10 protein-coding genes are annotated in these 12,143 nt (G+C 46.8%); 3 read left to right on the forward strand and 7 right to left on the reverse strand.

The genetic code is table 11. The annotated features are described in order from the left end of the window. Positions 1-123: 123 nt before the first annotated feature. Positions 124-978 carry an alpha/beta fold hydrolase gene (locus L4C34_RS13830; protein WP_428789982.1) on the reverse strand — a complete coding sequence of 285 codons (855 nt, stop codon included), beginning with the start codon at positions 976-978 and terminating at the stop codon, positions 124-126. Positions 979-986: 8 nt separating this feature from the next. Beyond that, the gene (locus L4C34_RS13835; protein ID WP_428789936.1) at positions 987-1,529 is read right to left on the reverse strand and encodes a Slp family lipoprotein; all 543 of its coding nucleotides are present in this window, start codon (positions 1,527-1,529) and stop codon (positions 987-989) included. Between the two features lie 90 nt (positions 1,530-1,619). On the opposite strand from L4C34_RS13835, the gene L4C34_RS13840 reads away from it, so the two are divergent. Together L4C34_RS13840 and L4C34_RS13845 are read left to right on the forward strand one after the other, a co-directional pair. Then, positions 1,620-2,240, forward strand: coding sequence for an NAD(P)H-dependent oxidoreductase (locus tag L4C34_RS13840; RefSeq protein WP_428789937.1), 621 nt, complete (start codon positions 1,620-1,622; stop codon positions 2,238-2,240). Next, on the forward strand, positions 2,237-4,246 hold the full coding sequence (locus L4C34_RS13845; RefSeq protein WP_428789938.1) for a cation:proton antiporter domain-containing protein: 2,010 nt from the start codon (positions 2,237-2,239) through the stop codon (positions 4,244-4,246). The genes L4C34_RS13840 and L4C34_RS13845 overlap by 4 nt, the downstream gene beginning before the upstream one ends. Here the strand turns inward: L4C34_RS13845 and L4C34_RS13850 are convergent. The 5 genes from L4C34_RS13850 to L4C34_RS13870 form a co-directional block, all read right to left on the reverse strand. Next, the gene (locus L4C34_RS13850; protein ID WP_428789939.1) at positions 4,243-4,548 is read right to left on the reverse strand and encodes a chromosome partitioning protein ParA; all 306 of its coding nucleotides are present in this window, start codon (positions 4,546-4,548) and stop codon (positions 4,243-4,245) included. The genes L4C34_RS13845 and L4C34_RS13850 overlap by 4 nt on opposite strands. Positions 4,549-4,617: 69 nt before the next feature. Beyond that, entirely contained in the window at positions 4,618-5,319 is a 702-nt protein-coding gene (gene tsaB, locus L4C34_RS13855; protein WP_428789940.1) for a tRNA (adenosine(37)-N6)-threonylcarbamoyltransferase complex dimerization subunit type 1 TsaB, read from the reverse strand. Between the two features lie 81 nt (positions 5,320-5,400). Then, positions 5,401-7,305, reverse strand: a complete 1,905-nt coding sequence (gene yoaA, locus L4C34_RS13860; RefSeq protein WP_428789983.1) for a DNA repair helicase YoaA — start codon at positions 7,303-7,305, stop codon at positions 5,401-5,403. Positions 7,306-7,610: 305 nt separating this feature from the next. Beyond that, positions 7,611-7,814: a hypothetical protein gene (locus tag L4C34_RS13865; protein ID WP_428789941.1), complete on the reverse strand. Its 204-nt coding sequence runs from the start codon at positions 7,812-7,814 to the stop codon at positions 7,611-7,613. A 169-nt stretch (positions 7,815-7,983) separates the two neighbouring features. Beyond that, positions 7,984-9,987, reverse strand: coding sequence for a 2,4-dienoyl-CoA reductase FMN-binding domain-containing protein (locus tag L4C34_RS13870; protein WP_428789942.1), 2,004 nt, complete (start codon positions 9,985-9,987; stop codon positions 7,984-7,986). A gap of 272 nt (positions 9,988-10,259) precedes the next feature. Here L4C34_RS13870 and sppA point away from each other — a divergent pair, with 272 nt between their 5' ends. Then, positions 10,260-12,110: a signal peptide peptidase SppA gene (gene sppA / locus L4C34_RS13875; RefSeq protein WP_428789943.1), complete on the forward strand. Its 1,851-nt coding sequence runs from the start codon at positions 10,260-10,262 to the stop codon at positions 12,108-12,110. The last annotated feature ends 33 nt before the right edge of the window (positions 12,111-12,143 follow it).

The following is a 12,143-nucleotide window of genomic DNA, read 5'->3' on the forward strand; positions in this document are numbered from 1 at the left end:
AGTCAAGTAACTTCTTATCACCAGCGAAAAGGTTAATAAAAAGTTACCCAACAACTTGCCCATAACATTTTGATAATTAAAACACAGTCAGTTAGGTGTATCACTAAACAATCAAACAGATGTTTAAATTTTGTTAACCAAACCAAGAATTAGACTAGATACTCTATTAGGATACTCTAAATGACAGTGATGCCCACCTTGAATCACACTCCAGTGGATTTGTTCGTTCATAATCTCGTCACACACGGCCTTTAGTTCCTGATAACCTTGCTCACCTAATATGATCAGCTGGGGACAAACAATAGCGGATAATATAGCGCGAGCATGAGTAGGCGACATTCGATATATTGAATCAGATTGCAACTTTCGATCATGACGCCAGTACACTGCCCCTCCTTTATCTACCGTACCTCTTTTTACCACTGGCGCTATCAGATCTGATGCCAAGTTGTTTACTTTTGCACGGCGGTTTATAGCGGTTTGAACATTCGGAAAATGGCGGACGGGTTTTTGGCTAATTCGTTGTCGGCTCAATACCCCCTGCCTCAAACGGCTTACACTTTGCACCTCATCCTCGGCTAAAGGGCCAAAACCCTCGATTTGCACTAGCCCCGCGACGCGCTCAGGAAAGGCCGCACAAAAACCGCTAGCAATTAGAGCGCCCAGAGAGTGACCTACGATAACCAATTTCTTTGGGTTCAGCTGCTGAATGAATTGATACACATCGTCAATATAGTCGTGGAAGGGGTAATAGTGGCCCGCCGCTTTATGGGAAGATAATCCATGCCCGGGCAAGTCGATGGCACACAAATGCAGTTCAGGGGCTAATGCGTGCAACTCAATTAAGGTCGTGGTGAAAGTGGCTGAATTATCAAGCCAACCATGTAAAAAGACGACAGAGGTGTGGGCAAGTTTCGCGTCGCCAACTTCAAGCGAGGCAACGGATATATTGTTTAACGAATACTGCTCTGACCTAATTGTCATAGTCACTCCAACACGACTTGATTATATTTTATTCGGTGATGGTATCCGCACCGCTCCCCAAAGCAAGGCGACAAAAATGGATCATACCCAGTTACCACCGATGCGACTCGCCATAAATGATACCCAGAGGCTTCCATTACTGGGAAATGATAGGTGTAGTAGCCCACTTTCCCGACTTCAGGTTTCTCGCTTGTTCCCAGAAACGTAACAAGACGCCCTTTGGCCATCATGACCGGGTCAACGAAACCACGGACATAAGCAATAAAGCGCCCAGATGGCTCAGCGTAAAGATCTGGCTGCCCCAATGAATTGATAGGCAAATTCACCACTTCAATACGAGTTTTCGTTGCCATATTTCGGACACTGGCAACCACTCCTCCGAGTCTAACTGTCCGTCCACCTTGGTCATCACTCGCCTGCCATGCAGAATAATCGGTCACTACAGGGTCTGCGTTAGTCTGCAAGCTTGGGGGTAACGCCGCACAAGCTGACAACAACACTATAAAAGCAATCAGTACAAACCGTTTTAGTCTAATGTCATACATAGTCACCTCGTTGTTGCGACTGGACTCACGCTGTACACTATAACCTTAAAAGAGTAACCCCACCTACCCTTTGCCATAGGAAACCAGTTTATGACGAAAAAGAAAGTTCTCCTTCTTTTTGCTCATCCTTCTCACCACAAATCCGAAGTGAACGTGCCTCTTTTTCAAGCGGCAAATCAAGTTCCGGGGGTCACAACCGTCGATCTCTATTTTGAATATCCCCGTTTCAATATCGATATAAATCGAGAACAACAGCGTTTACTTGATCACGACATCATTATCTTTCAGTTCCCTTTATACTGGTACTCAACACCCTCACTACTCAAAGAGTGGCAGGATTTAGTGCTTGAGTATGGTTTTGCCTATGGCGAAGGCGGCAACAAGCTACACGGAAAAACTTTTCTATGCTCGATTACTGCAGGCGGTAAAGAAGAGGCCTACTGCGCAAAGGGAAATAATCACTTTACGTTAGCTGACTTTTTGCAACCTATAGAACAAATGGTGTCTTTGACTGGCATGACCTATATCGCGCCCTTAGTATTATTTGGCTCAAGGACTGCAGTTGAAGAACAAAGGGTACAAGTACACGCTGAACGGTATCAGCGGCTACTTGAAGCGCTAATATCCGATCAAGTGGATCTCAATGCCGCGAGGCAGCGCAAAAAGATCACCACCGATCTTTCCCCTATCATGAAGGAGTCCACCCAGTGACCGATTATTTTCTACAAGCCTTTGTTTACTTGTCTGCAGCGGTCATCATGGTGCCAATTGCCAAACGCCTAGGGCTTGGCAGCGTATTGGGATACTTGATAGCTGGCGTGATTATTGGCCCAGTATTTGGCCTTGTAGGAGAAGAAACTAACACTATTCAACATTTTGCCGAGTTTGGGGTGGTCATGATGTTGTTTCTCGTGGGTTTAGAGCTCGAGCCGAAAATGCTGTGGGCAATGAAAAATAGGTTGATTGGCCTTGGTGGGCTGCAAGTCGTGTTAACCGCCGCGTCGGTAATGGCCATCGCAACATGGTTTCACCAGCCTTGGAGTATTGCGCTCGCGATTGGACTCGTTTTTTCTCTATCTTCGACTGCCATCGTGCTGCAAACATTCGGCGAAAAAGGCTTGTCTAAAACTGACGGTGCCAAAAATGCGTTTTCAGTCCTACTGTTCCAAGACATCGCCGTTATACCTATGTTCGCCTTTATTCCGCTTCTCGCGCTTCCTGGTCTGATAGAAAAAGCGCAGCAAGCCATGCAAAGTGCGTCACAAGAGCACGCAAACTTAAGCCTAGTCGCTGGATTGCCGGGATGGAGCTACGGCTTAGTCATCCTCAGTGCCATCGGTTTTCTGGTTGTCGGTGGACATTATGCCAGCCGACCATTGTTCCGTTTTGTCGCAAAATCAGGTCTCAGAGAGATCTTTACGGCAACCGCTTTGATGCTGGTCGTGGGGATTGCTGCCCTCATGAGCTTAGTTGGACTATCACCAGCACTTGGCACTTTCTTGGCAGGGGTTGTCTTAGCAAACAGTGAATTTCGACACGAATTAGAATCCAACATTGCTCCGTTCAAAGGGCTATTACTGGGCTTATTTTTTATCACAGTCGGCGCTGGTATCAACTTCTCGATATTCACCAGCCAATTCTTTCAAATATTCGCGATCACACTAGGCGTCATGCTAGTGAAGGCGCTCGTATTACTGATACTAAGTGTCATATTTGGCATCAGAGCCAGTGATCGATGGCTGTTTTCACTCAGTCTCGCTCAAGCGGGTGAATTTGGTTTCGTACTGTTGAGTTTCACCGTGCAAAATCATGTCTTACCAGCGCAGCTTGCTCAAACCTTGTCGATGGTCGTAGCACTATCGATGTTTTTGACGCCGGGCCTATTCATTGTGTTCGACAAAGTCATTCTACCGAAATTTGTCGACTCCTCGAACAATCGAGAAAATGATGTCATTGAAGAAACAGGCAGCGTCATCATTGCCGGAATGGGGCGATTTGGCCAAGTCGTCAACCGGTTACTAATTAGCAACCAAGTCCCTACTGTGGTGTTGGATTACCAGTCATCCACCATCGATGTGTTACGTAGACTGAAAATGAAAGCCTACTATGGTGATGCCACCAACACCGACTTACTTCAGACCGCAGGCGTAGAAGAAGCGCGCCTATTTATCGTGGCCATGGACAACACAGAAACCTCAGTCGAGCTGGTAAAGTATTTAAGGCATACCTACCCGCATCTAACCATTCTAGCTCGTGCCTTTGATCGACGTGACGCCTATATGCTGCGTGAAGCGGGAGCGAATTACGTTGAAAAAGAAACCTTTCACAGTGCGCTAGAAATGGGCGCATCGGCATTGAAAAAGCTGGGCACTCATCCATTTAGAGCCGAGCAGCAAAAAACCGCTTATATCACGACGGAAGAAAGAGCCTCTGATGCGTTATATGCCGCGTGGTCTGATAATTCTGAAGGCGAACGTTTTGACAATAACTACCGTAAACTCTTCATGCAATTTGAAGACACACTGAAACAAGCTTTGCATCATGACAAGCATTCTAGTAGCGATCAATCTGAGAGAAGCTGGACCCCACCACCCAAAAACTATCAAGGCGATGACGGTAATCATGCAGACAACAGTCATGCCGACGACGTTACGGGCAATAGTGATACAGATAGCGGCGTTCAATCTAGCGATAGCGGGCCAAAAACACACCACTAAATATAGAGATCGACACCAATTAGGCGAGCGAGCTCATCTCGCTTAGCTTGATTTAAGACCCCAAGGTAGTGTTCCATCGCTTGGCGGCTACGACCTTGGGGTAAGTCGTATTGGATACCCGAGTCAGGGATGTCTGATTCGTTGACATGACGAATCGATTGAGAGACGGCATTGGCTATCTTACTAGGCTTGCCGATGCCCTCCGTCGATTCAGAATTCAAGGCATCCTTTTTCCTCTTAGTTTTACCCGTTTTCGCGCTACCGGGAACGATACTCGGGGGCAAACCATTAATTGAAACCATATCACTCCTTGATAGTCGAGCCCTTATAAGAGCGTAATGCTTGTGTCATCACGCCCTAAGCTAACTCGCTTACTCTCGGCCAGGCAGTTTCTTCCAAGCGACTTTATCACGCAGATATACAGGTGCAGAATCCTCAGGCAGTACCGTGTTACCTTTCTCATACTCGGTTTTTGCCAACACAACGATATCCTGCGCCTCTGGTAGTTCAATCTGACCTGCGGTAACGTTCAAGCTTAAACCTGCTAATTCGTCTTGATACGCTGCCCAACCTGTCCCTGCGCTTATCCAGCTATGTTCATCTTGCTCAATAGTTGCAACAAGTTCACTTGGCGGCATCACACATTCCTGATCGACTGGCGACCAAGAGCCATTAATTTGGCGCTGATAACGAGCCCAATATACCTCACTCATTCGCGCATCAATCGCACACGCAACGTGCTCAGCACCTGTCGCGCGATAGCTACCTTGTGCCATCGCTTCCAGTGTCGAGATCCCTATCATAGGTAACTCTGCGCCGAACGATAAACCTTGTGCAATTCCAATGCCAATACGCACACCAGTAAAGCTACCAGGGCCTCGACCATAGGCCAGCGCATCAAGGTCAGTTAAGGCTAAACCAGCTTGTTTTAGCAGATCGTCCACCATAGGTAAGATTTTCTTAGTATGGTCTCTTGGCACCACTTCACTATGGGTATACAGCTGCTCGCCTACCAGCAAAGCAACAGAACAATTTTCAGTGGCAGTATCTATGGCCAGGATCTTTACACTCATTGGTTTCTCTAATTAATCGTTTGAATCTATACGTTGATATAAGGATGGCGTTGGCCTAAAAATGGCCTTGATATAAAAATGCTATTCTAAGAACGCCTTAACACGCCCCAAATCCCGAGTTCGTGGGATTGGCGGTAAACTGGCGAGAAATATACCGCCATAGTTTCGAGTTACCAAGCGATTATCGCAGATAATCAGCACGCCTTTGTCGTTCTGGTCTCGAATCAACCGCCCGACACCTTGCTTAAGAGCGATCACCGCATCCGGTAATTGCACCTGATAGAAGGGTTCACCGCCTTGTAACCGACAATCTTCAATCCGAGCTTTGAGCAGCGGGTCGTCTGGTGAGGTGAAGGGGAGTTTATCGATGATAACACAGCTCAAAGCGTCTCCCCTAACGTCGATACCTTCCCAAAACGCCCCTGTCGCCACCAGTAAAGCGTCGCCAAGTTCCATGAATTCCGATAAGGTTTTTTGCTTACTCATTTCGCCTTGCATCAATACGGGAAGGGAAAGAACCTCTCGAAATCGGCTGCCCAATTCCTTCATCATCGAGTGAGACGTGCAGAGAAAGAAACATCGACCTTGGTTTTGCTCAATGATAGGTGACAGCATAGCGACAAGCTTATCGGCTAAACCCACACTATTGGGCTCGGGCAAATAACGAGGAACGCAAAGTAAAGCTTGCTGCTGGTAATCAAATGGGCTCGACAGTGACAACTGCTTGCTCGGCTCCAGACCTAGCCGCGAAGTAAAATGCCCGAAATCATCGTTCACCGACAAGGTAGCGGATGTGAAAATCCAAGCCCCTTTCTTTTCTTCAACCTGCTCATGAAACTTATCGGCAACCGATAGCGGCGTGATATGCAAGCTAAAATGTCTTGGGGTCGTATCAAACCAATATGAATAGCCCGTAATGGAGACATCACACACTCTTTTAATGCGGTTTTTTAAATTGTGCGCTCTATCAAATGCGGCATCGAGCAACTGGCTACGACCTAGAGCTAACTTTAATACTTCGATAGTGAAGTCGAGCGCGGTGATCAGTCTTTCTAAAGCATTCGCAATCGAGGTTGAGCGTATTGCCTCTCGCCAGTTACCGCGAAAACCCGATTCGCCGAGTTCGATTCTCAAATCACCGCAGGCCTGTTGCAATTTCGCGCTCACCTTTTGTAACTGACGCATGTCCTTAGCTTCCGTGCGATACCCAATTTCAATATCCTTAGCTAAGTCATGCACTTGCCGGCTTGACACTGACTGGCCAAAATATTGGCTGGCGATATCAGGCAGCTGATGCGCTTCATCAAAAATAAACACTTCCCCTTCGGGGATCAGCTCACCAAAGCCAGTTTCTTTGATCGCCAAATCGGCGAAAAACAAATGGTGGTTCACCACCACTATATCGGCATCCATCGCCTTTTTACGCGCCTTTAGGACAAAACAATCAGTGTAGCTCGGGCACTCTTTACCCAAGCAATTATCATTGGTCGAAGTAATTAACGGAATAGCGGAGCTGTCTTCAGGCAGCTCGTCGCATTCGCCTAGATCGCCTGAATGAGTTTCACTCACCCAACGCCTCACTTTCACCAACTGTGCCAACAACCCGGGCTCCGACTCTGCATGATGGCTTTCAATCATTTGACTGGTCAAACGCTCAAGGCACAGATAGTTCGATCGGCCTTTCAACAAGGATAGCTGGCCAAAGAAGCCCAGCGCATTGGCTATCAAAGGTAAATCACGGTGAAAGAGCTGCTCTTGTAAATTTTTCGAGCCAGTGCTCACAATCACTTTCTTACCACTCAGCAATGCTGGCACAAGGTAAGCAAAGGTTTTTCCTGTCCCTGTCCCCGCTTCCACCACCAATTGGGTCTGATTTTCCACGGCTGATGCCACCGCTTCCGCCATATCCAGTTGAGCTTGACGAGGTTGAAACCCAGGAACAACTTTCCCTAAGGCTCCAGTAGAGGAGAAGGCTTTTGAAATCATAGGATTGGCAGTAAACATTTGCTATTGATGTGATGATTATAACCTTAACCAGCACAAAGTGGCATACGTACGTGCTATGGCAATAAGGTGTATTATCGCATTATCATGAAATCCGTATCGAGTAGACTCGTGGGGAGAAATAAACAAAGTTGCGTCACTAAAGCGTATTTTCTTTAGGGTTTCAAAAACAAGGAGCTTAAAGAATAAGGATGTCAGGAACAAACCGCCCCTATACCTAAGCACTCGTCGATACTTGCGCACAACAACTACTTAGATATAGCAATCACAGCCCTAGTGAGGATGTATTATTTCCGATTCAAATACCGAGATAGCCAAGCTGGGCCTTCAAAGGTATCGTCGCCACCTTGCACCATTGCTTTTGCTGCGTCAGATGGCGAAGCCTTGTTCTGCCACATCTCAACCAATAATGCCTCATCTAGGTCTTGATCCCCGAGAAGTGCGCTCACTCTTTCTGTATAAAGTTTTCTCGCTAGCAATTCCTTGTCCATAACTCCACCTCGATAAGGTTATTATTTGAACCCGATGCCCTGCTTAACTGGCAGTTTCAGGGCAAAAGAAAAGTGCCAAACACTAGAACATCGATAGCCGTCTAATCTCAATGGCACTTTAATTATAGCTGCTGACCAGAAAAACAGCTCACAGCAGGATCAGCAGTGGTTACAGCTTCACGGCCACTTCTACGCCTTGACGGATCGCGCGCACCGCGTCAAGCTCGCCAGCATGGTCAGCACCGCCAATAACGTGCAGCTTGTCACCAAGACCTTCCCACTGCTCTTCAAATGGCCGAACCGATTCTTGACCTGCACAGATAATGACATTGTCGGCAGCTAGCATGCGGCTTTCACCTTCGATTTGTATGTGCAGCCCCTCATTGGCGACTTTTTCATAGCTCACTCCGCCAAGCATGTTCACGCCACGCTTTTCCAACGTTTTTTTGTGGATCCAGCCAGTCGTTTTACCTGGGCCTTTGCCAACCTTACCTTGCCGTCTTTGCAACAGCCAAACATGCTTGTCACTTATCGAATCATGAGGCTTTTCAAGTCCTCCGGCGTGAGAGATATCTTTATCAATACCCCATTCACTTAGCCAATCATCTAATTGATTCTCTTTCGGCTCGGTTAGCATGGTCGCAACGTCCACACCTATTCCTCCGGCACCCACGATCACCACATTCTCGCCAACAGGAGGTTGATCCTTAATGAGCGTTTGATAATCCACAACGATGCCAGAGACTTTCTCACCTTCCAAGTTGATTTTTCTAGGCTCAACGCCAGAGGCCAACACAACTTCATCGTAATCAGAAAGCATGTCAAAGGTTACTTCAACACCCAGCAACAAATTGACGCCAGTTTCTTCAATACGATTAGAGAAATAACGGATCGTTTCTTTAAACTCTTCCTTACCCGGAATTTGCATAGCTAGACGAAATTGGCCGCCTATCTGAGAGTTTTTTTCATATAAATCGACTCTATGTCCCCGCTCAGCCAAGGTGGTTGCGCAGGAAAGCCCGGCTGGACCGGCCCCAACAACCATTACATTTTTAACCTGCTCAGCCGGGGTAATTTTAATCTCTGTTTCGTGGCAAGCACGAGGGTTCACTAAACAACTGGCGCGTTTGCCGCGGAAAACATTGTCCAAGCATGCCTGATTACAACCAATGCAGGTATTGATTCGCTGACTTTCCCCTTCACTGGCCTTTTGGACAAACTCCGCATCCGCTAAAAACGGTCTCGCCATTGAAATCATATCCGCTTGGCCCGAAGAGATAATTTTTTCCCCTTCTTCAGGCGTGTTGATTCGATTACACGTGATAACGGGCACAGATAGATGAGGTTTTATTTTTTCAGTGACCCAACTAAATGCTGAGCGAGGTACTTGAGTCGCGATCGTCGGCACTCTGGCTTCGTGCCAGCCAATCCCAGTATTAATAAGGGTGACGCCTGCTTCTTCCAGCCCTTTAGCAAGCTCAAGTACTTCTTCAAACGTACTACCTTGTTCAACCAAATCCAGCATAGACAGCCGGAAAATAATGATGAAATCCTTGCCTACTTTCTCACGCGTTGCTTTGACAATTTCTAGTGGAAAGCGCATGCGATTGTGATAACTTCCACCCCACTCATCACCACGTGTATTGGTGCGCCGGCAGATAAATTGATTAATTAGGTAACCTTCTGAACCCATGATCTCAACGCCATCATAGCCCGCCGATTTCGCAAGCTCCGAGCTCTTAGCGAAATCAGCAATGGTTTTCTTTATCTGACGAGAGGTCATGGAAAAGGGTGTGAACTTGGCAATAGGCGCTTTAATGGCGGACGCGCTGAGCGCCAACGGGTGCATCGCATATCGACCAGCATGGAGTAGCTGAAGGGCAATTTTTCCGCCATGACGATGCACGGCATCTGTCACTACACGATGTGCATCGGCGTGTTTTTGTTTATTAAATTGGGCGCTAAATGGGTGTAAGCGTCCACGAAAGTTTGGTGAAAAGCCACCCGTCACGATTAACCCAACCCCTCCTTTTGCGCGCTCTTCATAGAAGGCAGCCAATTTATGCAAACCTGATTTATCTTCTTCTAAGCCTGTGTGCATCGATCCCATCAGGACACGATTACGCAGCTGAGTAAACCCAAGATCGAGTGGCTCTAACAGATGTGGATACATGACTTGATTCGCTTCCGTTTCTTATAATGGTCTGACCAGACTAATGGCGTCTCCCATAAAAATCAAACAGTCGTTTACACATATTTAACATCGATCATTTTATCTATGTTTCCTATACTGATGAAACGCTTAAACTGATGCTTCACACCAAAATAGTCACGGTTATATCAATAATGTTTACCGACTAATATCAGTATAGGGTGCTACAACCACCTAAATGAGTTCATGTATTATCCTTTTTTACCACAGACTACCTAACATGATAGGGCGATATGAAATTTTTACTTAAGCTAATTACCATGATAATTAAAGGGATATGGAAGTTAATCACCTTTATTCGGCTTGCCATCTCAAATCTCGTTTTTATTGTTGTCGTGATATTTCTCGCGTATACCTTTACTCAATCTGACTCACCGCAACAAGCGGCTGCGCAAAAAAGTGCGCTAGTGCTCAATTTATCCGGCCCAATTGTCGAACAAAGTCGCTACATCAACCCAATGGACTCGTTTACAGGATCTATTTTTGGTAAAGATCTGCCCAAAGAAAACGTTCTGTACCAGATCGTGAATACCATTCGGCATGCCAAAACTGACCCTAACATTAGTGGACTGGTACTATCACTACGTAACATGCCGGAAACTAACCTGACCAAATTACGCTATATCGCTAAGGCTCTCGATGAGTTCAAGGCATCGGGAAAACCTATCTACGCGGTCGGTGGCTTCTACAATCAGAGCCAGTACTACTTAGCCAGTTACGCAAACAAGATTTTCATGTCCCCAGACGGGGCTGTACTGATAAAAGGCTACAGCGCTTATACCCTGTATTACAAAACCTTACTCAAGAAGCTCGACATCAATACCCATGTATTCCGTGTCGGCACTTATAAATCAGCCGTTGAACCATTTATTCGAGATAGTATGTCCAAAGCTGCCAAATCAGACGCGTCAAACTGGTTAGGGCAATTGTGGGGAGCCTATGTGGATGACGTCGCTAAAAACCGTGGAATCAAGCCGAAAACTTTAACGCCATCAATGCAGTCTTTCTTAGCGCAAATGAAACAAAGCCAAGGAAATTTAGCGGCCCTAGCCAAACGACTTGGATTGGTAGATGAGCTCGCGACACGCCAGCAAATCAGACAAGCTATGATCAAAATCTTTGGTGGTGACGGCAAAGACAGCTATAACGCCATTAGTTACTACAAATACTTAGCTAAGGTACCAAGTAAACCTCGTACCGCTCCAAACGACATTGCGGTTATCGTGGCTAGCGGCACCATTATGGATGGCTCGCGCTCAGGTGCTGCAGTAGGCGGAGACACAATAGCCAAGCTGCTCAGACAAGCTCGCAACGACAAGAAAATTAAAGCCGTCGTGCTACGAGTAGACAGCCCAGGAGGAAGCGCCTTTGCCTCGGATGTTATTCTCAACGAAGTCAAAGCAGTAGAAGCGGCTGGCAAACCAGTCGTGGTCTCTATGTCCAGTCTCGCAGCCTCTGGCGGCTATTGGATTTCAATGGCAGCCAATAAAATTGTCGCTCAGCCGACCACTCTTACGGGCTCTATTGGGATTTTCAGTGTTATCACTACCTTCGAAAAAGGGCTCAATAAACTGGGTGTGTACACCGATGGTGTAGGCACAACGCCATTCTCCGGTTCAGGCATCACCAATGGCTTGAGTAAAGGCGTATCACAAGCAATGCAAATGGGTGTTGAACATGGCTACCAACGGTTTATTGGCCTAGTCGGAGCGAATCGACACTTATCGACCAAAGTCGTCGACAAAATTGCTCAAGGTCGTGTGTGGACGGGTCGAGACGCGAAGAAGCTCGGCTTAGTTGACCAACTGGGTGATTTTGACGATGCTATTGCCTTAGCAGCCAAGCTGGCTAAAGTGAAAACTTATAACCTCAACTGGCTCAAGAAGCCTCTTTCGCCGGCTCAACGCTTCATGCAAGATTTTATGAGACAAGTCAGCGTCCATATGGGAATAGAACCCACTAGTTTGATCCCGAAAACGCTGCAGCCTATGGCAACTCAAATCCAACAAAGCGCCGACATGTTAAGCAATTTTAACGACCCGAAAGGACAGTACGCTCTGTGTGTTGAATGTGACGTCAAGTGACGATAAGTACGTTGAATACCACATCAAGACAGC

It is taken from the genome of Vibrio profundum, assembly GCF_050337555.1.
Taxonomy (GTDB): domain Bacteria; phylum Pseudomonadota; class Gammaproteobacteria; order Enterobacterales; family Vibrionaceae; genus Vibrio; species Vibrio profundum.

Bases quoted from the DNA above. Each gene is read 5' to 3' on its own strand.
- L4C34_RS13835 (WP_428789936.1), bottom strand. From the start codon at position 1,529: ATGTATGACATTAGACTAAAACGGTTTGTACTGATTGCTTTTATAGTG.
- L4C34_RS13840 (WP_428789937.1), top strand. From the start codon at position 1,620: ATGACGAAAAAGAAAGTTCTCCTTCTTTTTGCTCATCCTTCTCACCAC.
- L4C34_RS13850 (WP_428789939.1), bottom strand. From the start codon at position 4,548: ATGGTTTCAATTAATGGTTTGCCCCCGAGTATCGTTCCCGGTAGCGCG.
- tsaB (WP_428789940.1), bottom strand. From the start codon at position 5,319: ATGAGTGTAAAGATCCTGGCCATAGATACTGCCACTGAAAATTGTTCT.
- yoaA (WP_428789983.1), bottom strand. From the start codon at position 7,305: ATGATTTCAAAAGCCTTCTCCTCTACTGGAGCCTTAGGGAAAGTTGTT.
- L4C34_RS13865 (WP_428789941.1), bottom strand. From the start codon at position 7,814: ATGGACAAGGAATTGCTAGCGAGAAAACTTTATACAGAAAGAGTGAGC.
- L4C34_RS13870 (WP_428789942.1), bottom strand. From the start codon at position 9,987: ATGTATCCACATCTGTTAGAGCCACTCGATCTTGGGTTTACTCAGCTG.
- sppA (WP_428789943.1), top strand. From the start codon at position 10,260: ATGAAATTTTTACTTAAGCTAATTACCATGATAATTAAAGGGATATGG.